This is a genomic window from Vibrio sp. L85, assembly GCF_963871815.1.
GTDB classification, from domain to species: Bacteria; Pseudomonadota; Gammaproteobacteria; order Enterobacterales; family Vibrionaceae; genus Vibrio; species Vibrio harveyi.
This window is the reverse complement of record NZ_CAWMYL010000020.1, coordinates 25,412-51,546: the sequence shown is the minus strand read 5'-3', so window position 1 is coordinate 51,546 and position 26,135 is coordinate 25,412. Positions and strand designations below refer to the sequence as shown.

The window sequence follows — 26,135 nt, the reverse complement described above, 5'->3', positions numbered from 1 at the left end:
GACTCGTCACAAATAAAACTCATCACAAGTAAAACAAAGGCGATACTGAGTATCGCCTTTGTTGTAATCCGATAACAGGTATACCTTATCTTGACGTCACGATGGGATAATCACCATTTACCAGCTCTTGAACAAATGAGGACCCTGCTCCCGTGTGCGTGATCCACACTTTTTCCTTCGCACGCGTAATTGCCACATAGAATAAACGACGTTCTTCTGCGTATGGATACTTGTCTTTCGACTCACATAGCGCACCATCAATATGAGCTTGTTTTTTCTTCGCAGGGAATTGCCCTTCGTCCACAGATAGAATAATTACAAAGTCTGCTTCTCTACCCTTACTCGCGTGACAAGTCATAAAGCGAATATCCAAGTTCGGGAATCGCTTCAACCAGTCATCGTATAAGTCTGGTTTGTGGTAATGATTACGTCCTAACAACAACACAGATTTGGTTTTCTTCGCCTGTTGGTTAAGCTGGTCAAGAATCTTCTCAACTTGGTTGCTTGGTGCTGTGTGAACGCTTTTCTGCTTACGTTGTTTGTGACTGTTTAGTGTCTTCGGTAATTGCGACGGGTTTTCTTGCACAAAGGTATTTGCTACATCACCAATTTGATTGTTGAAGCGATACGTCGTATCCAAGTGATGCACCGTTGAATGAATGAATCTATCTTGGAATCCTGTCGTCAAATCCACATCTGCGCCCGCAAATTGGTAGATCGCTTGCCAGTCATCACCTACAGCAAACAAGGTTGCACCTGCTTGCTTCTCTGTGGATTCACATAGAGCCTCAATCAACGCCAAGCGATCAGGAGAAATATCTTGATATTCATCCACCATAATAAAACGCCAAGGTGAACTGAATTTCCCTTTCTTAACGTAATCGGTCGCACGATTGATCATGGTTGGGAAGTCCACTTGATTGGTCTCTTTGAGCATCTTTTGCCACGCACTAAAGCACGGCCAGCAAAGTGCCAACTCACTGTTTAAACGAGTGTAATCTTGGTGATTAACGAGCTTTTCTTGTACTTGTTTCTTGGTTAAACCAACCGATGCAAGTTGAGACAATTGGTTATCTAACCAAGCAATCAGTTTAGGATTTTCCGAGTGACTGCCGAGCTCATCGTCACCTTTCAAGTACGCAATCGGCCATTTATCTAGATGCTTTTGCCAACGCTTAAAGTTTGTTGGCGTCATCCAATGTTTCTTAAGCCAATCAATACACCAGGCTGAGCGCTGATTATCATCGAGCGCTAATGGGCTGATTTCGACGGGTTGAGTCTCAACTTGATTTAGGATGCGCAAACCAAGTTGATGGAATGTATTAACGCGAACACTTTCTGCCGCCAAGCCAACTTTTTCGACCAATCGCTCTTTCATCTCTTTGGCAGCGTCACGACCAAAGGCCAGCATCAGCAGCTCTTCTGCCTGCGCTTGATGGCTTTGTAGAAGGTACGCCACACGCGCTGTCAGCACACTAGTTTTACCTGAACCAGCTCCGGCTAGTACCAAGTTATGGTCATCGTTAAGGAGCACCGCATGCTGCTGAGAAAGGTTAAGCGGCGAAGATTCAATTCGGCTAAACAGCACTTCCCAGTTTGGGCGTTCGTTCTCTAACCATTCATGGTTACGCTCACTCAACGTCTGCGAGGTTTGTGCAAGCCATGGTTCAATCTCCGCCATACGTTTAGGCATGCGCATTTTCGCTTCTGCCAAACTGGTTTTGATTTCAATGAGCTCTTCGTTCAGTTGAGTCACCCAAGACTGCACTTTTGAGTGAGGTAAGTAGGCTGGAAGATGTTTGAGTTGATACAGCTCATCTTCCCACTTGGGTAGATATTCCGCGAGTTTACGACATTGGGTGTTATGCCAATCTTGATACTGACGCACGGCTTCGACCGCAAACTTACGACACTGCGGCCAAGGTAAACCTTGCACAAGCCAGCTTTGTTGCTTGCCATCTTGCTCATGAGCAAAAAACTGAAGTGAGCTCCAGAGAAGACCACGTTTCACGTTAACTTTGCCATTCCAAATCGTAAACGGGATGTGTTCTTCACTACCCACTGAGCTTAATAAAACACTGTTTTCTTTTATTTCGACTTGGTAATACTCATTTTGAATAAAAAACTGTGCTTTATTAGAGGCAGTAAGCTGCATGAAAGGTGCGCCTTTTGATATAGAAGTTCCCGTTTTATATCATTTTAGACCGCTAAATTGTAGCGATGGATGAAGCACAAATCGCCTTCTGTCTGTATTCTTAATTAAAATTCACATTACTGTTGAATTTGTGAACAACGGTATATTCTTTCATCCGTGTAGATTCGTTAAGTCAATGACAAATCTGTTGATTTCCTGAGCAAGTGACGATTTTTATTAAATTAGGTCATAAACGCGCTATAGTGAGTTTGTTAAACTTCTCTCGTTTTCCACCGGCAACGAAAGGCGCATCGTGCAAGCAGCTTTAAAATTCCGCCTCTTTTGGGCAAACAAAACTCTCAACTACAGCATTCTTATTCTGATCACTTTACTAGGCGTCGTGATCCCCGCATGGTACTTCCAGCAAAACACATTAATCACGCCCCTGATTCTAGGTGTCATTGCCGCTGCACTTGCAGAGAGTGATGACAGCTTTACAGGTAGGATAAAAGCCCTCTTTCTCACCTTTATCTGTTTTGCGGTCGCTGCTTTCTCAATAGAGATCTTATTTGATACGCCATGGGCATTTGCGATCGGTCTGTTTATCTCGACGTTCGGCTTCATCATGCTAGGAGCAATCGGACCTAAGTACGCCAGCATTGCATTTGGCTCATTGTTGATCGCCATCTACACCATGCTTGGGGCACATGAGAGTACCAATATTTGGTTCCAACCATTGCTGCTTTTAACGGGCGCTGCGTGGTATTACTTTATGTCGATGATTTGGCAGATGTTTTGGCCAATGCAGCCTGTTCAGCAAAGTCTGGCAACTGTGTTCCTGCAAATCGCCAATTACCTTGATGCGAAAGCCAAGCTGTTTCATCCAGTAACGAACTTAACCCCGCAGCCGATGCGGATTGAAGCAGCAAGATTAAACGCAGCCACCGTAAATGCATTGAATGCTTGTAAGGCAACCCTGCTTAGCCGCTCCAAACGCGGGCATATTGATGGTCCGAGTGACCGCTTTCTCAATATCTACTTTATTGCACAAGACATTCACGAGCGCGTGAGTTCCAGCCATTATCGCTATCAAGATTTGGCGACGGAATTCGAACGCTCTGACGTCTTATTCCGCTTTAAGTATTTGCTTGAGTCTCAAGCCCAAGCTTGCCGCGATATCGCTCATGCGATTCGGTTGGGAAACGAGTACACGCACACTGATCAATCCATATTGGCATTAGCGGAATTACAAAACTCATTGGGTTATTTAGAAGAACAACAGCAAAGTCACTGGAAGCGCTTATTGGCTCAGTTAACGTACCTGTTCAATAACCTTGCGACCGTGGAAAAGCAACTGAGTAACATCAACAACCCAGATGCTGAACGATTGGAAGAAGACGTACTGGATGACACCAATCCGCACACGCTTAAAGCAATGTGGCAACGCATTTCAGCTAACTTGAACAAGGATTCAATGTTGTTTCGTCATGCCTTACGCATGTCGATTGCGCTTACTGCAGGGTATGGGATCATTCAAGCGTTCGATATTGATCGTGGATACTGGATATTGCTGACCACGTTGTTTGTCTGCCAACCAAACTACAGTGCGACAAGACAGAAGCTTACTGCGCGCGTGATTGGCACGTTAGCGGGCTTGTTGATTGGCGTACCACTGCTCACCTTCTTTCCTTCCCAAGAAAGCCAGTTGGTCTTCATTGTGATATCCGGCGTGATGTTCTTTGCGTTTCGCATCAACAACTATGGTTATGCGACTGGCTTTATCACCTTACTCGTGCTGTTCCTATTTAACCAATTGGGCGAAGGCTACGCTGTGGTGCTCCCTCGCCTTGCAGATACCTTGATTGGCTGTGTATTAGCGGTTGGTGCTGTTATGGTGATTCTGCCTGATTGGCAATCAAAACGTCTACATAAAGTCATGTCGGATGCAATCGACGCCAACAAGCAATATCTTGGACAGATCATCGGTCAGTACCGAATTGGTAAGAAAGACAACTTGAGCTATCGAATTGCTCGTCGTCAGGCGCACAATACCGATGCCAACCTATCTTCAGCCATCAGCACTATGCTGGCGGAACCGGGTAAGTACCGTACAGCCGTGGATGAGAGTTTCCGATTCCTTACGCTAAACCACGCGATGTTGAGTTACATTTCAGCACTGGGCGCACACCGTACAAGAATTGAGGATGAGTCGATTCACCAACTCGTTCTGGATGCACACCGTTGTATTCACCAGCACCTAGACGTACTGCACCGACAACTGCATCAACATTGTGAAGAATGCGATTTGTCCTCGATCGATGACACGAATTTGGAACAACGATTAAATGAGTGGCGTGATGAAGATGATCATTCTGCACGAATGGTGCTTCAACAGCTTCACCTAATCTATCGCATGTTACCCGAGTTGCATTCACTGGCTTCTAAGTTTGCCGTGCGCGTAAACTGATTAAGAACACTGTTCCAGAGGAGTAGGTTATGATTCTACTCCTTTATGATTAGCAGACTTATTCATAAGAATATTCTTACATGTCATTTGACACCATCTGACATTTCTCGGACAAAAAATCACCACTCAAAATCTAATCTAACCATATTAGAACACTGTTTGATTGTGACCATGAGGGTCGCTGAGGTGGGTTGATGAAGGAGAAACCCAAGAAATGTGGGGAGGTCACGATGACTACTCAAGAATTTTATGAATTAAGAAAGAAGATTAATGAACTGACGGCTTCTCAGTTAAAGTCACTTCAAGGTGAAATTAATCTATCCCTTAATAAAAAAGAGAGTCCGCTTCTTTCTTCGGAAGAGCGTGATATGCTTTCAAAACTGTTTGCGTAATCAAACAGTTCAAATAAAGCACTTGCACGAATTATCAACACTTCCTATGCTAACAAAAGCATAACAAGTGAGAGAGTAACCATGCCAGTATCAGGAATACAGTCCGGATATAATATGATTCAGCTATCGCATAAGATGGCTGAAGGTGCTGCGCATGAAATTCAGCAAGACTTCATAAAAGAAAATGATCTCGCCTTCAATAAAGTCGATTTAGTAAAAGGCAACGAACTTGAGTTCAATAAGGCTTCTGATTTGCCTTCTAACCCAATCGAACCCTTGGTAAATCTCACCCAAGCCTCAACCTACAATCGCATTGGTGCTTCCGTTGTTGATAAAAACAACGAAGTCATCGGCAGCTTACTCGATATCCACGTTTAAGCCACTCCTAATTAATACCTGCGAGCAACGGTAATCTACCAGCAGTCAGCGGTCGAACAGCAACAAACTGAACACAAAAAAGCGCGATAACTCTATGAGCTATCGCGCTTTTGCTTTTACACTCGTTTAACCATTGGCAAGAACGTTATTATTCAACAATGACTCAACAATTTCATTAGAGGTTAACCCATTAAAATCAATTGAATCACCTAGATGTTCAACCACGATAGTTTGATGAACATTGGCATCGGTCGTGATGTTCAATGACACAGCCTCTGTTGACGCATCGTAGTCTGCAGAGATATGACTCAACAAATCATCCATATCGATCATTGGGCTACTTAGGTCAGAAATTACTTCGCGTAGGTCGATACTGTCTTCGTTAAGGGTGAAGTCCGTAATGGTATCAATCGCCCCCTCATCTACAGAATCGATTGTCCATTTAAAGATATCACTACCATCACCACCAGTGAGGATATCGGAACCCAAACCGCCGATAAGGACGTCATCGCCATCACCACCAACGATCAGGTCGTCACCGTCACCACCAGTTAAGCTAATGCCCGTATCGCCACCAGCGAGGTAACTGTCATCCGATGCGCTCGATTGATCAATGTCGTCTCCATCGCTGCTAACATCTAAACTAATTTGAACGGGTGATGATTGCGCTTCATCGCCATTAGATTCGGTTGATACCGCCGTTACGGAGATATCGTAACTACCCACATCAATACCGTTGTTTGTATCCGTTGCGACAATTTGCAGTGTATCAATCTCATCACTTGGAACCGTCCATGTTGTGCCATCAAACGTAATGTTTGACGGTGCAATACCACTGGTCACGTTCGCACTCGCGGGTACGCCGGTCAATTCAAGAGATAGCACTTCATCAATATCCGTCAGTGCCGCCATGATACCGACAATGGCTAAACCTTGAGCACTCGCCGTTTGGCTCGCCGCAATTTGACGAATGTAGTTAAACTGAGGGTCAATACCTAATGTCGGAGCGTCAGCTACCGGTGTCACGTTGATAGCAAAGTCCTGGTTTGCCTCCAGCGCTGTGCCCGCTGTATTCTCAAAGTAGACGCCATTATCTTCGACTTTGACAGACAACGAGATAGAAGCCGCGTTAACGTCTCCTGCATCCACAAATACGCCTTCAGCAGCATCCGTTGCCCCAAGAACGGCATTAATATTGTCAGGCGTCCCCATAAGAATAACTTCACCCGCCATCCCATTTCCAACAGTGACACCACTGCCCGCAGGTGGCTCAACACGAACATCGCCTTCGGTCAAGCTGAGTGTTACGGTCATAATTTCGTTCGCTTGTGCACCTGTAAAATCGATATCACTGACACTGATGCCTGTGATTTTCTGCCCATCTGCTTCATTAATGGTATCCGTAACCGATGTTGCCATAATTTGTGGTGCATCATTGGTAGCTTCAACATTAATCACTGCTGTGCCAGCGACCGTCATTGGGTCTGGTGAACCATTGGTCGTACCATCATCGGTGATTTCGTAGGTAAAATTCACATCTCCGAAGAAGTTTGAAGCAGGTTCAAACGTCCATTCCGTTACGCTCACTTGAGTTAAAACGCCGTCAGTAGGATTAGCAAGAGCAAGGTTACTAATGGTCAGGTTGTCCGATTCAGGATCCGTGGCATTACTTAACAATTCTGTCGCCGTAATTGTCACTGTCCCGCCATCTTCTTCCGCACTGCTCAGCGTCACTTCAGAAGTCACTGGTGCATCATTGACTTCCGTCACCTCAAAGGTTGCGGTTCCTGACGCAGTCTGTGGGTCAGAGGCGCCATTGGTTGTACCATCATCGGTAATGTCGTAAGTCAGATTTACTGTGCCGTTGTAACCTGGCGCTGGTGTAAAAGACCATGTACCCGTAATGCTATCAAAGGTGAGTGAGCCACTACTTGGATCAACCAATTGCACGTTACTTACAGTCAAGGTGTCGTTTTCAATGTCAGATGCGTTAACGAGCAGATCGGCTTGGGTAATTTCGACCGCCACACTGTCTTCAGCTATGTCAGAGAGCGCAACTTGTGATGTGGTTGGTGCATCATTCACTTCCGTTACATTAAATGAAGCGGTGCCATTTACCGACTTAGGATCCAATGCGCCGTCTGTTGTACCATCATCTGTTATCGTGTAGGTGAGCTCGACTGGACCGTTATAATCCGACGCTGGCGTGAACTCCCACTCTCCCGTCACATTGTTAAAATTCACGCTACCAGCGTTTGGATCCGTCACCTGCACATTACTTACTGTGAGGTTGTCGTTTTCAATATCCGTCGCGTTCGCAATTAGGTCTGCTTCAGAAATAGAGAATACGCCACTGTCTTCTTCGATATCCGTCAAGGTAACTGGTGTTGTCTCTGGTGTATCATTGACCTCAGTCACTTCGATATTAAAGCTAGTGCTGTTGGTATTGAGTGTGTCATCGACGCCACTGATCACTAGACCTTCGTTACCTTGGTCATCGACAGTAACGCCAACGGTAACGTCACCAAAGAAGTTCAAATCAGGGTTGAACTCTATCAAACCATTGGCAATAGCATTGTTGAGATCAGCCACTGCCCCTTTCAATTCAAGAGTATCAGAGCCATCACCTTGCACGGTTAAGTTGTAAGTAGTGACAAGCGCAGGGTCCAGAACCAACGTACCGCTATCGACCGTCACATCCAATACGTACTCAGCACTCGGATCATCCAGAACGGCATCAACATCCGAAACACTAAAGCCATCAAGGAGTAATGGTGTGTCTTCCGGCGTTTCAACATCTACGGTATTAACGAATTCAGGACGGTCGTTAATCGCCTCAACCTCAACATTCACATCAAATTGCTGTGGAGTGCCTAAGCTTTGGCTTCCATCTAGACCGGTATCCACGGCTTGAACTTTAAACTCAAGCGTACTATTCCAAGAGTTATCGTTGCGATCACCCGAATTGAAGACCACTTTATCCAAATCTTGTGCATCGATTTCTAGGACGAATACACCACTGCCTTGGTTCACAAACTGAGTACCATCTGCCAGTGCAATGGTTGCGCCATCTGGCACGTTTGAAATTTCGACGCGAAGTGTTTCTGGGTCATTTTCTTGATACGTTGCACCATCACCAATCGACTCTTTATTGTCGACCACTAGAGCATTTATGTTGATATCGATGTCTTCGCCTTCGTTACCTGACACAAGCGTATCTGGGTTAACGTCGACATCATCACCAATTGGGTCAATCACAACTTTGAAATTACCAGTATGTTCAGTAGGAACTTTAAGTAATTCTTCCTGCGTAAAGACTGTAATTCCGATCTCCGCTTCACCACTGAAGTTTTTCGGCGGTTGAATTTGAATAGCGCTGAGATCAACTGACGTTTGCGTCAAGTCTTTCAACTGAATACTCCACTCTCCGCCGCCATTGTTCTTCACGGTGTAATCCGGAGAATTTGAAGTGACGATAAAGTCAGTCGGTAAACCCGTCAGTTTCAGCGATACAAACTGTTCCGAACCATCATTGTCATTCAGGCTCACTGACACACCAGAGCCTGATTGCGCTAAGGAAATCAACGTATCTTCATCGCCCGTTACCACTATAGGCTGAGTAGGATCGGCACCGCTAATGGTGATGTCATCCACAACAGGAGTGATTTCAAATGACACACTGTCGGTGAAGTTGCGTACGTCCGCATCATCACCCGGGTTTGCCAATGTAGTCTGGTCAATAACTGCAGTATCGGTGATCTCGCCTTCAATATTGATTTGAACCGTATTTTGACCACCACCGACAGGGTAGTTTTCTTTCGGTTTAAACAACACCTCATCAAGTGCACCTGCCGCAATCTCAGCAGCATTAAACTCAATGCTTGTACCAAGTGGATTGCCATTTGCATCAACAAACTCACCCAGTGTTGTATCGGCAACCGTAAGCTTCACGTTAGTGAGCGTTTCTTGTCCTGCTTGAAGATTGTTACGGTCGTCAGCAAAATCAACGTTCAAATTCAACTGAATCAAGCCATCTTCGTAGCCAACACCATCGTTCGTTGGAACATCGCTATTGAGGTCATTAACCGGTTGTTTGTTAGCATCAAGACCAAGTGTGCCAGTGATGTCGACCGTCACATCCGGAGTGACGTCGCTATCAAGAGGTTGATCAACAGAGGACCCTGGTACGTCTGCTACGGGTAGGATCTGAACAGGAAGTGACTCAAGCGTTGAGTTTTCGTCACCGGACTGCGTGTCAGTCGTTACAAATAGTACTGGTAAGGTAAAGTCTCCCGCCCAGTCTTCTGCCACACGTAGAGTGAGACCGTCCAAACCAGTGATATTTCCACTTGCATCAACCGTCGCTTGGAACACATATTTGCCATTAACAAAGTCGACATCGGTACCACCAATAACAAGACCTGGCGGTACACTTGGGGATGTTGGGTCTATCACTAACGTCAGCACGTCTTCTACTGTATCGCCATTCATAGTGCTGACTTTCGATGCGAGCTGAGCACCTAAATCAATGACATTGTCTTCACTACCATCAATTTGGACCGTGTTATCAAGCTCTATATCAGCCGCTACACTAGTTTGAGGCGTGATATCAGTTGGGAATTCCAGTGTGATATCGGTTTGTCGCGTCACGGTTGCGTCGACTTCTGACGCATCTTCACCTAAATCGTTAACTTGAGCATAGATTGTAAGGCCAATCGAAGAGATACCACCGTTTGCTCCGTCATCCGTGTTGTCGTTTGGCGTCAAATCTAAACCAGCAGGCGCAATGATTGAGAAGTTCTCTTCATCGGTAATAGTCCAACGACCGCCGCCTTCGTTAGAAGCACCAATAATAACTAATTGATTCAAGATCTCTGGAGAAGTATTACTAAACTGCACCACAAGTTGGGTGACCACTTCATCTGAAGAGTTATCGAACTCCTGATACTTGATAATGTTTGCATCAGCAGAACCACCTGCCGCAGTATTAATAGTGAAATCAATTCGTCCCTGAGTATCGGACTGTACCGTATCAGTAACAGCACCGCCTGTACCTTCAACAAGAAGACGTGTTTGACCTGAAACTGGACCAGTTAAATCTTCTGGTTCAACCACTGGGTTAACTTGAACCTTGACCGTACCATTGATGACCGTTGATGCTATGCCCTCGCCCGGATTACCCGAATCTACGTACTCAGCATCAATTTCCTTCACCGTTACTTGCGTGCTCAAATCAAAGTCTAAACTAGAGTCTTGCTCCAATTGCACCTGAATATATCCGTCTTGGGTTATTCGCGCCGAGAAATCTTGCTCTGACTCATTGGTTCCCGGCGTCAACGTGATGCTGCCACCCGTTACCGTTTGAGCAACACCACCAACATATACGGTGCTGCCATTCGGGAAGCCACTGATGGTTAGTTCGGCAAAGAATTCGTCCGTATCCGGACTTTGTGTTGCAGTTGGCTCCCAATCGATATTGATACGAGTATCTTCATTACCTTCAGAGCTCACCACATAGTTGTCTTGAGCATCAATAACTGGTGCCACTTTAACGCGGATCTCACCCGCCACAGAGCGAGTATGACCATCGTTTTCTGTCACGATAGTGGTCGCCGTGATCGTGATATTTTCCGTAGATGAGGTTTCAGGTCGAATCACAATACCTGAATTCACATTTGCGTCCGTAATGTTCGCTTCGTAAATCGGTTCACCAGCACCGTCGTATCCAACAAACGTCAAATCGATGGATGAGCCATCACTATCAAACAGTTCAACACCGTCTGGAATGTTCGACAGAAGAACCGTAATGGTTTCTGAGCTGTCTGCAGGGTTATCCTTCAGTTCTCCGGAAACCACGCTAAATGCAAGATCGACTTGACCATTTTCGTCAATGGTTGCTTCGATACCACGAACGTTACCATCATCAAAAACATTCCAAACCCCAGTTTTATCGTTCAGTTCAATGTCCGGGATATCGGCAACACCTTTGACTGAAACGATCACTGACTGGGTACCTAATGAGCGGATGTCCTGCGCGGCGCCAGAAGAAAGTGATGCGTTGTCTTTCACAATGCCTTCGACATCGAAAGTGAAGTCTTCATTGCTGTGAATTGGAGGAAGCACCTCAACATCCGCTAGATTCGCTTCTGGAATTTCGTAATACAGAACATTGCCACCAGAGTCAGTAACAACGTTGATTTGGCTTGGGTTACCGCTATCAAGCCACACTAAGGTGACACCATCAATTGAGAAGTTATCGATGCGCACAAACAGCTCTTCCGAGCCATCTATATCTGCAGAAGGCGTCATCTTAATCACTTCACTGAGTTGAAGTGGATCATGATCTGTCACTGGGTCTACGGTGTCTTGCGTTCTCGCATTGTCCTCAAAAATATTAATGCGGTTAACAGTAAAACTACCGGCATCAGCAACCGGATTCACGTCAATCACAATTTCTTCTGTCACAGAGCGAGCGGTATCTTTACCAGCAAGCGGGTTATTCCCTTCCTTCGTAATCGCTGTCACATCGATTTTGATCTGACCGGAGAAGTTATCTGCAGGATCAACCTGGACTTCACCAATTCGGTTTGCGTCAACAAGATATTTACCACTCACTTCTGGGATAGCGGAACCATCTGAGTACACAAGTGTTGCGCTCGCACCACCTTCAGTAAATACAAACTCATAGGCTATTGCTTCCGGATTACTGTTATCTTGCGTTTCAGCTTCAATGTTTAATGAGACATTGTTAGCATCCTCATCAACCGTATACGCAAAGTCACTGGTCCCTTTCCACGTAGCAATATCCGCAACAGCATCCACCTCAATATCTAAACGACCATCAACAAAGTGATCTCTTACGCCGTTGTTGAGGATTTCAATACGAATACGAGGGTCAACACCTGCTGCATCTGTTGAAGCATGGCGGTCAGGAACGAAATATAGATTATCGAGTGACACAAGTTCGCCGTTGAACGACTGCTCGACATTCGCACCATCCAAAATAACATTGTTACCGCGAGTCGTTAGCGCCACATAGCTACCGGTAGCACTATCTAGGTAGAAGAAAGTACCTTCGTAACTGTTCGCGTCACGAATAATGATATCGCCTAAACTCTCATTACGATCGATATCATGCAGATCAATAACGAGGTCCACTTTTGCAGGAGTGATATCTAACGTTGACAGGTTGTCTTGTGTATTCGCTGAATCAACACCAGCGACAACACCACCGCGCCCTTGGTCCTCAAACGCGGTTACTGTCGACGTTTTAATTTCAGCATTTCTATCTCTTACCGAAATATCTACATCTGCATCACTTGTATCACCATCACCATCGGTAGCAACAACGTTGACAGTGAAATCAATAGAATCTGTTTCGGTATGATCTAAGTCGTCGTTAGGGCGGAATGTCACACGACCATTAGTGCGAACAATCAAAACACCGATTTCGGCATCGACACCATCTAATACTTTATGGACTGAGACGGTTTGATTGCTGCCATTGAGATCAACTGAGCTGGAGTCAACACCATTCTGCTTGAAGTAAATTCCGGAATTGTCAGCTGAGAAAGAGGTAATTTGCGCACCATCGGCGCCAAGATCATCGTCGCCTTCTACTGGGTCTCTAAACAAGCGAACCGTGCGTCCACTTTGACCTTCAACACGTGAAATCGATGCGTCATATAACGTTGGGACGTCATCGGTTATGGTTACAGGTAAATTAATGCCCGCAGTATCTCCATCCACGTCTGTAGCAAAGACAGGCAGGTCGAGGATTAAAGTGTCTTCACCCTGCACAGAATGGTCAAGGACACCTTCAAGCGTAAACTTGTAAGAGCCGTCTGCATTGAGTACCAAGGTGAACACGGAGCTGCCATTTGGCGTTTGTCCTTGATAGGTGTAGTTATTATTGCTTACCCCAGTTTGTACCAGAGTCACCGCTAACCCACCCGAAGTGACACCAGGAATAGGATTCGAAGTCAGATCAAGCTGATAAGAAACAACCGTATCTGCCCCTTCAACCGTATCAAAATTGCCAGTTGCTTCTAAGCTATCTTTACCCGTTGCTTGAGAGCCATTGGCTAAGTCGTCTTCATCCACGGCAAGCGCATCCGCCGATTTAATTTCTGGAATATCATCCACTATGGTGATCGGTAGATTAAGTGAAGCAGACGTATCACCGTCATAATCGGTGACCGTGATTGGAATATCGATCGTTAGCGTGTTCTCACCTTGAACCACCGCATGATCGAGCGGACCCAATAACTCAAATTGATAACTGTCGTTATTCGCATCGAGTGTCAGCGTGAAGATTTGCGTTGAAGTTCCCGCAATGACGGCTTCATAACCTGTCACACCACCGGCAGAAGGCAATGGCTTCAGCTCAAGATCTAAACCGTTCGAAGTTAGTCCAGATACCACCGCATCTAGATCAGAGATTTGATAACTAACAATCTCATCCGCACCGTCAACAACCTCAAAACCCCCACTAAGTACGCGAGAATCACCACTAGTAGTATCCGAGCCTCCTGGCAAGTCATCTTCATCCACTGTTTGTTCGCTTGTGTCCGCGACTTTGATAATCGCTGGGACATCATCCACAACGGCGATCGGTAAGGTAATGTTGTTTGAGACATCACCATCAAAATCGGTCGCATTGACAGGGAAGTTAATCACTAGCGAGTTTTGGTCGCTGCCTGATGGATGGTCCAAAGCCCCCAATAACTCGAATTCATAACTGTCTGCAGAGCCATTAAGCGTCAGTTTAAATACTGTGTCGGTTGTCCCTTGGACGTAAGCACGATACTCAACGACACCGTTAGCATTAGAGAATTCAACCAACTCAAGGGATTGACCTCCTGATTTTAGTCCTGAAACAGGCGATGTTAAGCTATCTAATTGGAAACTCACGATAGAGTCAGCGCCGTCAGTAACATCGAAGTTACCGCCAATAACATTGGATTCAGGCGTGGTATCTGAGCCTTCACTCGGGATGTCATCTTCATCCACTGACAAGATGCTACCAGGACGAATGGCATCAATCGTTGGCTTATCATCCACAACGGTAACAGGCAACGTTGCTGTAATTGTATCGTTATCGCCATCTGTAATTTGAACAGGAAGATTCAATAGTATTTGGTCTGAGTTAACCGCATGATCAAGTTGACCAGACAGTTCGAAGTCGTATTTACCATCTTGGTGGAGTGTTAAGGTAAAGACCGTTGCTCCACTCGCAGTTTGACCAATGTAGACAAGTGCATCTGCCGTTGACGCGCTTGCATCCGGTGAAATGGTGACATCCTCCCCACCCGATTTCAGGTTTGGAACTGGATTCGTGCTCAGATCCAAAACAAACGAATCAATACCATCGGCACTGGTTACTTCAAACTCACCGGATACGGTCAGAGGCTCTTTCGACGAATCTGAACCCAAAGGAAGGTCATCTTCGTCAACTTGCAAGCTATCAATTTGCGTAACGACTGGAACATCATCCACTACCGTAATCGGCAACGTAAACACTGGTGACGTATCGCCATCGTTGTCTGTCGCTGTAACAGGAAGGTCAATAACAATGGTGTTTTGCTGATTAGCATCTGGATGATCAAGTGTTTTTTGTAGGTCAAACTCATAAGAGTTATCTGTCGCATCTAACGTCAGCTCAAATACCACCTCTGCTGGGTTACCAGCAATGCCTTGGTAAACATTGACCCCATTGAGACTTGAACTCAACACAAGAGAGATAGGCTGACCATCAGACATTAATGATGCAACCGGCGTGGTCAAATCGCTAAGCTGGATAGAGGCAACTTGATCTGCGCCTTCATTGATATCCAGCGTGCCTGTGATGACAGTATCTTCGGCACTTGCCGCGTCAGTGCCTGCCGGCAAGTCATCTTCATCCACGATCTGCTCGCTGCTAGCCACTACGCCATCAATGATTGGAACATCATCGACAACCGTAATCGGTAGCAGTTGCGTATTAGAAACATCACCATCAAAGTCGGTCGCTTGGATAGGTAAATTGATGACGAGCTGGTTTTCTCCGTCCGCATCAGGATGGTCTAGCGCACCAAGCAAATCAAACTGATAGCTGTCATCCGATGCATCAAGCGTAACGCGGAAAATTGGTGTCGTGGTCCCATCAATACGCGCTTCATAAACAGAAACACCGCCTGAATTAGAGACTTCAACCATCACTAGGTCTTGCCCTCCAGACTGCAAACCTTGAACTGGAGAATTTAGATCGGACACCTCATACTCAACGATACTGTCAGAACCATCATTCGTGATAAAGTTACCCGTAATGCTATTCGATTGAGCACCATCAGATCCTATCGTTGGAATGTCATCTTCATCCACTGTTTGCGTGCTGGTATCAATAATACCGCCAAGTGTCGGTTTATCGTCCACAATCGTGACAGGAAGCGTTTCAGATGATGTATCACCATCAAAGTCGGTCGCAATGATCGGGAAGTCAATCTGCAAACTATCACTGTTGGTCGCATGGTCAAGTGGACCTTGCAAGGTGAACGTATAGCTACCGTCAGGCTTAACAACTAATTCAAATACAGCACTACCATTAGCCGTGGCTGTATAGGTATAACTGCCATCAAGATTAGCGGTCTCAGCAAGTGTTACGTCATTACCTTGAGATTTCAGCCCTGCAACCGGATCTGCCGTCGTATCTAATTGATACTTCACTACGCCGTCAGAACCTTCTGTGGTCGTGAACATGCCTGACATAAAGGCGTCATCGTTTTGGTCAGAACCAATGGTTGTGATGTCATCTTCATCGACAGTGAGTGCATCAACATCAGTAACGGTTGGCTTGTCGTCCACAATCGTAACAGGAATGGTTGCCGTTGAAGTATCGCCGTCAAAATCCGTAGCGACGATTGGGAAATTGAGGATCAATTCATCACTATTCGGCGCATGGTCAATCGGACCTTGCAACGTGAAGTTATAGCTGCCATCAGTATTAACCGTTAGCGTAAATACTGCATTCACCCCAGCTGTCGCCACATAAGTGAAGCTGCCATCAGGGTTAGCGGTTTCATTGAGAGTAACGTCAACACCTTGCGATTTCAGTCCAGCGACAGGGGTTGCAGAACCATCTAATTGATAGCTCACCACACTATCTGAGCCTTGAGTCGTCGTAAAGTTGCCATCAATGGAAACCGGATTACTTTGGTCTGAACCGATACTCGCTAAGTCATCTTCGTCCACACTGATTGCATCTACGTCAGTTATGGTTGGTTTGTCATCCACAATCGTAACAGGGATCGTTGCTGTCGAAGTATCGCCATCAAAATCTGTCGCAATGATTGGGAAATTGAGGATCAACTCATCACTGTTTGGCGCATGGTCAATCGGTCCCTGCAACGTAAAGTTATAGCTGCCGTCAGCATTAACGGTAAGCGTAAATACCGCGTTAGCGCCTGCTGTCGCTTCATACGTAAAGCTACCATCTGGGTTTGCAGTTTCCGCTAGTGTCACGTCGACACCTTGCGATTTCAGTCCAGCGACAGGGTTTGCAGAACCATCTAATTGATAGCTCACCACACCATCTGAGCCTTGCGTCGTCGTAAAGTTACCATTGATTGAAACTGGGTCTGAACCATCCGAACCAACACTCGCCAAATCGTCTTCATCGACAGAAATCACATCAACATCAGTGATGGTTGGCTTATCATCGACGATGGTGACTGGGATACTTACCGTTGACGTATCGCCATCAAAATCGGTCGCAATGATTGGGAAATTGAGGAGCAACTCATCACTGTTTGGTGCATGGTCGATTGGACCTTGCAGCGTAAAGTTATAGCTGCCGTCGGTATTAACGGTAAGCGTGAATACCGCGTTAGCACCAGCTGTCGCTTCATAGGTAAAGCTGCCATCTGGGTTTGCAGTTTCCGCTAGTGTCACGTCGACACCTTGCGATTTTAAACCATCAACTGGTGTTGCAGAGCCATCAAGCTGATAGCTCACCACACCGTCTGAGCCTTGCGTCGTCGTGAAGTTGCCACCAATTGAAATTGGGTCTGAACCATCCGAGCCAATGCTCGCCAAATCGTCTTCATCCACCGAAATCGCATCTACGTCAGTGATGATTGGCTTATCATCGACGATGGTGACTGGGATACTTACCGTTGAGGTATCACCATCAAAATCGGTCGCAATGATTGGGAAATTGAGGAGCAACTCATCACTGTTTGGCGCATGATCGATTGGACCTTGCAGCGTAAAGTTATAGCTGCCATCTGTATTAACGGTAAGCGTGAATACCGCGTTAGCGCCTGCTGTCGCCTCATAGTGGGTTTGCAGTTTCCGCTAGTGTCACGTCGACACCTTGCGATTTCAGACCATCAACCGGTGTTGCAGAGCTGTCTAGTTGGTAACTCACTACTCGGTCTGAGCCTTGCGTCGTCGTAAAGTTGCCATCAATAGAAACCGGATTACTTTGGTCTGAGCCAATACTCGCTAAATCGTCCTCGTCCACGCTGATTGCGTCAACGTCAGTAATGGTTGGCTTATCATCCACAATCGTGACTGGAATGGTTGCCGTTGTGCTATCACCGTCAAAATCAGTAACGATGATTGGGAAATTGAGGATCAATTCATCACTGTTTGGCGCGTGGTCAATTGGGCCTTGTAGCGTGAAGTTATAGCTGCCATCGGTGTTGACCGTTAACGTAAAGACCGCACTGGTCCCTGCTGTCGCTTCATACGTAAAGCTGCCATCTGGGTTTGCGGTTTCCGCTAATGTCACGTCGACACCTTGCGATTTCAAACCATCAACTGGCGTTGCAGAGCCATCAAGCTGATAGCTCACCACTCGGTCTGAGCCTTGCGTCGTCGTAAAGTTACCACGTGAAGTTATAGCTGCCATCGGTGTTGACCGTTAACGTAAAGACCGCATTGCTCCCAGCGGTCGCTTCATACGTGAAGCTACCATCAGGGTTTGCAGTCTCGTTCAGAACGACGTCGACACCTTGTGATTTCAAACCATCAACTGGTGTTGCAGAGCTGTCTAGTTGGTAACTCACCACGCGATCTGAACCTTGCGTCGTCGTGAAGTTACCATCAATGGAAACCGGATTACTTTGGTCTGAACCGATAGTCGCTAAATCGTCCTCATCCACGCTGATTGCGTCTACATCAGCAATCGTTGGCTTGTCGTCAACAATCGTAACCGGAATCGTTGCCGTTGTGCTATCACCATCAAAATCGGTCGCGATAATTGGGAAATTGAGGATCAACTCATCACTGTTTGCAGCATGGTCAATCGGACCTTGTAACGTGAAGTTATAGCTGCCATCTGGGTTCACCGTCAGAGTGAATACGGGATTTGCCCCTGCTGTCGCTTCATAAGTGAAGCTACCGTCTGGGTTAGCCGTTTCGTTTAGACTAACGGCGACTCCTTGCGACTTCAAACCATCGACTGGCGTTGCAGCGCCCTCAAGCTGATAGCTCACCACTCGGTCAGAGCCCTGCGTCGTCGTAAAGTTACCATTGATTGAAATTGGATCTGAACCATCCGAACCAACGCTCGCCAAATCGTCTTCATCGAGAAATCGCATCGACATCAGTAATGACCGGCTTGTCGTCCACAATCGTGACAGGAATCGTTGCCGTTGTTATATCGCCGTCAAAATCGGTCGCAATAATCGGGAAATTAAGGATCAACTCATCGCTGTTTGGAGCGTGATCGATTGGGCCTTGCAGCGTGAAATTGTAGCTGCCATCGGTGCTGACCTTCAGCGTAAAGACTGCATTTGCGCCTGCTGTCGCTTCATAAGTGAAGCTACCATCTGGGTTTGCCGTTTCATTCAGAACGACGTCGACACCTTGCGATTTCAAACCACCAACTGGTGTTGCAGAGCTATCTAGTTGGTAGCTCACCACTCGGTCAGAGCCTTGTGTCGTCGTAAAGTTACCATCAATGGAAACCGGATTGCTTTGGTCTGAGCCAATAGCCGCTAAATCGTCCTCGTCCACGCTGATTGCGTCAACATCGGTAATGGTTGGCTTATCATCAACAATCGTGACTGGGATGCTGACTGTTGACGTATCCCCATCAAAATCTGTTGCTGTAATTGGGAAGTTAAGAACCAACTCATCACTGTTTAATGCATGGTCGATCGGACCTTGCAGCGTAAAGTTGTAGCTGCCATCTGGGTTCACCGTCAGAGTGAATACGGGATTTGCCCCAGCTGTCGCTTCATAAGTAAAGCTACCGTCTGGGTTTGCCGTTTCATTCAGAACGACGTCGACACCTTGCGATTTCAAACCATCAACTGGTGTTGCAGAGCTATCTAACTGGTAACTCACTACTCGGTCTGAGCCTTGCGTCGTCGTAAAGTTACCATTAATGGAAACCGGATTGCTTTGGTCCGAGCCAATACTCGCTAAATCATCTTCATCGACAGAGATCGCATCAACATCAGTAATGGTTGGCTTATCATCAACAATCGTGACTGGGATGCTGACTGTTGACGTATCCCCATCAAAATCTGTTGCTGTAATTGGGAAATTAAGGATCAACTCATCACTGTTTGGTGCATGGTCGATCGGACCTTGCAGCGTAAAGTTGTAGCTGCCATCGGTATTGACCGTTAACGTAAACACCGAGTTAGCACCCGCTGTTGCCTCATAAGTAAAGCTACCATCTGGGTTTGCAGTTTCATTCAGAACGACGTCGATACCTTGTGATTTCAAACCATCAACTGGTGTTGCAGAGCTTTCTAGTTGGTAGCTCACTACTCGGTCTGAGCCCTGTGTGGTAGTGAAGTTTCCGTCAATTGAAACCGGGGCAGAGCCATCTGAACCGATCGGCGCTAAATCATCTTCATCAAGAAATCGCATCGACATCAGTAATGACCGGCTTGTCGTCCACAATCGTAACTGGGATAGTCGCGATTGTTGTATCACCGTCAAAGTCTGTCGCTATGATTGGAAAGTTGAGGATCAACTCGTCACTGTTTGGAGCGTGATCAATTGGACCTTGCAGGGTGAAGTTGTAGCTACCGTCAGTGTTTACCGTCAGCGTAAAGACCGCGTTAGTGCCTGCTGTCGCTTCATAAGTGAAACTACCGTCTGGATTTGCGGTTTCCGCCAATGTGACATCGACACCTTGCGATTTCAGACCATCGACAGGAGTTGCAGAACCGTCTAACTGGTAGCTCACCACCCGGTCAGAGCCTTGCGTCGTCGTGAAGTTGCCATCAATTGAAACTGGGTCTGTGCCATCTGAACCAATCGTCGCTAAATCATCTTCATCAACAGAAATCGCATCTAAGTCAGTAATGGTTGGCTTGTCGTCTACAATCGTGACAGGAATCGTTGCCGTTGTACTATCACCGTCAAAGTCTGTCGCAATGATTGGGAAGTTGAGGATCAATTCATCGCTGTTTGGCGCATGATCGATTGGTCCCTGCAAGGTAAAGTTATAGCTACCATCGGTATTAACGGTAAGCGTGAATACCGCATTTGCACCCGCTGTCGCTTCATAAGTGAAACTACCATCTGGATTTGCGGTTTCCGCCAATGTTACATCGACACCTTGCGATTTCAGACCATCGACAGGTGTTGCAGAACCGTCAAGCTGGTAGCTCACCACGCGGTCAGAACCTTGTGTCGTCGTGAAGTTACCATCAATTGAAACTGGCTCGGAGCCATCTGAACCAGTACTGGCTAAATCATCTTCGTCAACAGATATCGCATCGGCATCAGTAATGGTTGGCTTGTCATCTACGATGCTAACTGGAATCGTGGCTGTCGAGGTATCGCCGTCAAAATCGGTCGCAATAATTGGAAAATTGAGAGTCAACTCATCACTGTTTGCAGCATGGTCAATCGGACCTTGCAATGTGAAGTTATAGCTGCCATCGGTATTAACGGTAAGCGTGAATACTGCATTTGCACCCGCAGTTGCCTCATAAGTAAAGCTACCATCTGGGTTTGCAGTTTCCGCCAATGTTACATCGATACCTTGCGATTTCAGACCATCAACTGGCGTGGCAGAACCATCAAGCTGGTAGCTCACCACTCGGTCGGAGCCTTGTGTCGTCGTGAAGTTACCATCAATTGAAACTGGTTCGGAGCCATCTGAGCCGATACTTGCTAGGTCATCTTCGTCAACAGAAATCGCATCAACATCAGTAATGGTTGGCTTATCATCCACAATCGTGACTGGGATGCTTACCGTTGACGTATCACCATCAAAATCGGTCGCCGTAATTGGGAAATTGAGAACCAACTCATCGCTGTTTGCAGCATGGTCAATCGGACCTTGCAGGGTGAAGTTATAACTGCCATCGGTCTTAACGGTAAGCGTGAATACTGCATTTGCACCCGCTGTCGCCTCGTATGTGAAGCTGCCATCTGGGTTCGCAGTTTCCACCAATGTCACGTCGACACCTTGCGATTTCAGACCGTCAACTGGCGTTGCAGAACCATCAAGCTGGTAGCTAACCACTCGGTCGGAACCTTGTGTCGTCGTGAAGTTACCATCAATTGAAACTGGTTCGGAGCCATCTGAACCAATACTTACTAAGTCATCTTCGTCAACAGAGAGCGCATCAACGTCAGTAATAGTCGGCTTATCATCCACAATCGTGACTGGGATGCTTAAGGTAGAAGCATCCCCATCAAAATCGGTCGCAATGATTGGGAAGTTAAGGAGTAATTCATCACCGTTTGGCGCGTGATCAATTGGACCTTGCAGGGTGAAGTTATAGCTGCCATCGGTGTTCACCGTCAGCGTAAAGACCGCGTTAGTGCCTGCTGTCGCTTCATAAGTGAAACTACCATCTGGATTTGCGGTTTCCGCCAATGTTACATCGACACCTTGCGATTTCAGACCATCGACAGGAGTTGCAGAACCGTCTAACTGATAGCTCACCACGCGGTCAGAGCCTTGTGTCGTCGTGAAGTTACCATCAATTGAAACTGGTTCGGAGCCATCTGAGCCGATACTTGCTAGGTCATCTTCATCGACAGAAATCGCATCTACGTCTGTGATTATTGGTTTATCATCGATGATAGTCACTGGAATGCTTACGGTTGACGTATCACCATCAAAATCGGTCGCCGTAATTGGGAAATTGAGAACCAACTCATCGCCATTTGGCGCGCGGTCAATTGGACCTTGTAGCGTAAAATTGTAGCTGCCATCTGGGTTCACCGTCAGAGTGAATACGGGATTTGCCCCAGCTGTCGCTTCATAAGTAAAGCTACCGTCTGGATTAGCCGTTTCGTTTAGACTGACGTCGACTCCTTGCGACTTCAAACCATCGACTGGCGTTGCAGCACTATCTAATTGATAACTTACTACTCGGTCGGAACCTTGTGTTGTCGTAAAGTTACCATCAATTGAAACTGGATTGCTTTGGTCTGAGCCGGTACTCGCTAAATCATCTTCATCGACAGAGATCGCATCTACATCAGTAATCGTCGGCTTGTCATCCACAATCGTTACTGGAATGGTTGCCGTTGTACTATCACCGTCAAAGTCTGTCGCAATGATTGGGAAATTGAGAACCAACTCATCGCTATTTGGCGCGTGGTCAATTGGACCTTGTAGCGTAAAATTGTAGCTGCCATCTGTATTAACGGTAAGCGTGAATACCACGTTAGCACCTGCTGTCGCTTCATACGTAAAGCTACCATCTGGGTTTGCTGTTTCATTCAGAGTGACGTCAACACCTTGCGACTTCAAACCATCAACTGGCGTTGCAGCGCTATCTAATTGATAACTTACTACTCGGTCAGAACCTTGTGTCGTCGTGAAATTGCCATCAATGGAAATTGGATTGCTTTGGTCTGAGCCGATACTCGCTAGGTCATCTTCATCGACAGAAAGCGCAACGACGTCGGCAATGGTCGGCTGATCATCTACGATGGTAACCGGAATTGTTGCTGTAGAGGTATCGCCATCGAAGTCTGTCGCAATGATTGGGAAATTGAGGATCAACTCATCACTGTTCGGAGCATGATCAATTGGACCTTGCAGCGTGAAGTTGTAGCTACCATCGGTGTTCACCATCAGCGTAAAGACCGCATTTGCACCCGCTGTCGCTTCATAAGTGAAACTACCATCTGGGTTTGCTGTTTCCGCTAACGTCACATCAACGCCTTGTGATTTCAAACCATCGACTGGCGTTGCAGAATTATCGAGCTGGTAACTCACCACTCGGTCTGAGCCTTGCGTCGTCGTGAAGTTGCCATCGATAGAAACCGGATTACTTTGGTCTGAGCCAATACTTGCTAAATCATCTTCATCGACAGAGATGGCATCGACATCAGTAATCGTTGGCTTGTCGTCTACAATCGTGACAGGAATCGTTGCCGTCGAGGTATCGCCATCAAAATCTGTCGCTATAACTGGGAAATTGAGGAGCAATTCATCACTGTTTGGCGCGTGGTCAATTGGACCTTGTAGCGTGAAGTTATAACTGCCATCGGTGTTGACCGTTAACGTAAAGACCGCATTGGTCCCTGCGGTCGCTTCATACGTGAAGCTGCCATCAGGGTTGGCAGTCTCGTTCAGAACGACGTCGACACCTTGTGATTTCAAACCATCAACTGGCGTCGCAGATTGGTAGCTCACCACTCGGTCGGAGCCTTGTGTCGTCGTGAAGTTACCACCAACTGAAATTGGTTCGGAGCCATCTGAACCAATTGACGCTAAATCATCTTCATCAACTGACAAGGCAACTACATCATCAATCGTAGGTGTGTCATCTTGGACTTGAATGACAATCTGAGCAGCTTCAGGTGTATTCGAGCCAGCGGTAATAGATGAGCGGTCTCCGTCGGCGTCCACTGCATAGACTGGCAAAGAAAACGTTAGAGAATCATTATTACTACCAGTGTGATCCAACTGTTCATATAGATTAAACTGGTATTCACCAAGATCCGGAGAGTCAACCGTCACATCAAAGACCGTGATGCGATTGCCACCCAGTTCGATATACCCTTCATAAGTACGAACGCCATTGCTCTCGGAGGTTTGTTCCAGTTGAACAACTTGCCCTTGAGATTGCAGCTCTCCAGAGTTATTAAATTCGCTCGGTTCTAACTCATAATGGTCGACAATGTCACTGCCAACAGAAGTCGTAATAGATCCAGCACCACTGGTAATCACAGCCCCTTCTTGAGAGCCTTGATCTACGCCCGCTTCGTCTAAAGATAGCCCTGTCACGTTTTCGATAACTGGATTGTTGCCATCAGAAATGGTCAGGCTGAACGTATTAGCAGTGATGTCCTGGTCAAAATCAACAATAGTGGTAGGCAGGGAAAGCACAATGGTATCGTCGGCATTACTCTGCTCTAGCGGTTTGAACTGCTCGAATTGATACGTACCATCTGTGTTGAGGCTTATCGATAAAACCGTTTCGTTGGAACCGGCGATAGATAAAATAATGGTGCTGCCGTCATCGGATAGTGTTGCTTCTGTTGCTTGGTTGTCACTAAGCAAACCATTAAACTGGCTCAAGCCTTCTTGGTTAAAAGAGACAGAAGATAGCTGATCACTGCCAATATCGACAAAGCTCCCTGTAATAGGTGTTGAAGAAGACTCAACATTTTCAAACGCGATGTCTTGCGAATTTGGGTTATCACCATCAATCACAGTGGTTGTAAAATCCACTGGAGCTAGAATACTGTTACCACCTACATCTGCACCCGTAATATCAAATGCAATGCTAATTTGGTCGCCAGTGATGGAGACTTGTCCATCCGCTATCGAAGGTAAATGATCAATACCTTGGCTAATTGTCGTGGTGACTTCAAGTTCTGCATCTAAACCTAACGACGTTGCATCAATTTCAATACGAAGAACTTCGTTACTACCTTGAGTACCGATGATCGCATTTTGGTTTTCATCATAGACAAATGAAACGGCAACACCACCGGAGGTGATATCCGCGTTTAACTCTGCCAGTAAAGATGCCAGAGATGCGGCTTCAGGTACAAAGGAGTCTGTATCAAGTGCGAGATCAGCGGCGCCAACCACCACAGTTGAAGAAATAGTTTGAGGGTAAGTAGAGAGAGAAATAGAGCCTTCTGTTACTTGAGAAGACAGCGTTTGACCGCCATCAGCAAAGATGGTGACATTAATGCCATCCAAATCTTCATCAGTTTCAGTGTCGGTTGTTGGAGCGGAGGTTTCAAAAAAGGTCGAAGCAAGAATTTCAGGGTTATTGTATTCAATGGTGACAAAACCCGCATTTGCCGATCCCGCACCGCCACCGCCACCTGGACCAGCAGCAGTAGCTTCAAGAATAGCCGTTGGGTCGGCGCCTTCTAAAATAGCTTGTTGAATCGCAGCGACATCTTCTTCACCGAATTCAGCATCACCAGTTGCGGTTGGGTCAACGTTAACCTTGCCATCAACAGGCGCAACGACAAGCGCATCACTAGAGTCTTGTTCAGGACTTGAGGTTGGTATGCAAGCAACACAATTCTCATCAACGAGATAAAGTGCCCCCTCAGCAATAACCTCCAGAGCAGCACCATTTTCCGTGATGACCACCTCATCAGGAAATAAAATATCCCCAACTTTTACTTCTCTAACATTCCCTTCTGGGGTTAAAGCGTAAACACTACCTTTGACAGCATCAACAACTACTTCCTGCGGCACAGTTTGTGTACTCATCTGACCCCCGCTCATTGCCTAACGTCTTTACGAAAGACCTTTATAAATTATTTTAGTTTATCGAAATGTGATGCGCATTAGCTCACAACGCTGATTTAACTA

At 46.4% G+C, this 26,135-nt stretch carries 5 protein-coding genes and 1 pseudogene; 3 read left to right on the top strand and 3 right to left on the bottom strand.

Annotation, left to right across the window (positions count from 1 at the left end):
* Positions 1-85 precede the first annotated feature (85 nt).
* Positions 86-2,155 carry a DNA helicase IV gene (helD, locus tag AACR11_RS03535; protein WP_029789921.1) on the bottom strand — a complete coding sequence of 690 codons (2,070 nt, stop codon included), beginning with the start codon at positions 2,153-2,155 and terminating at the stop codon, positions 86-88.
* A 292-nt stretch (positions 2,156-2,447) separates the two neighbouring features.
* On the opposite strand from helD, the gene yccS reads away from it, so the two are divergent.
* The 3 genes from yccS (at position 2,448) to AACR11_RS03520 (ending at position 5,371) form a co-directional block, all read left to right on the top strand.
* A complete protein-coding gene (gene yccS / locus AACR11_RS03530; RefSeq protein ID WP_017188884.1) occupies positions 2,448-4,601 on the top strand; it encodes a YccS family putative transporter in 2,154 nt (717 codons plus the stop codon).
* Between the two features lie 230 nt (positions 4,602-4,831).
* Positions 4,832-4,993, top strand: a complete 162-nt coding sequence (locus tag AACR11_RS03525; RefSeq protein WP_009697258.1) for a hypothetical protein — start codon at positions 4,832-4,834, stop codon at positions 4,991-4,993.
* A gap of 114 nt (positions 4,994-5,107) precedes the next feature.
* Positions 5,108-5,371 carry a hypothetical protein gene (locus tag AACR11_RS03520; RefSeq protein WP_005447226.1) on the top strand — a complete coding sequence of 88 codons (264 nt, stop codon included), beginning with the start codon at positions 5,108-5,110 and terminating at the stop codon, positions 5,369-5,371.
* A 126-nt stretch (positions 5,372-5,497) separates the two neighbouring features.
* On the opposite strand, the pseudogene AACR11_RS03515 reads toward AACR11_RS03520, so the two are convergent.
* Both AACR11_RS03515 and AACR11_RS29840 read right to left on the bottom strand, forming a co-directional pair.
* Positions 5,498-20,239, bottom strand: a pseudogene (locus AACR11_RS03515) (T1SS-143 repeat domain-containing protein).
* The gene (locus tag AACR11_RS29840) at positions 20,226-26,033 is read right to left on the bottom strand and encodes a retention module-containing protein (RefSeq protein ID WP_416316089.1); all 5,808 of its coding nucleotides are present in this window, start codon (positions 26,031-26,033) and stop codon (positions 20,226-20,228) included. The pseudogene AACR11_RS03515 and the gene AACR11_RS29840 overlap by 14 nt, the downstream one beginning before the upstream one ends.
* Positions 26,034-26,135 lie beyond the last annotated feature (102 nt).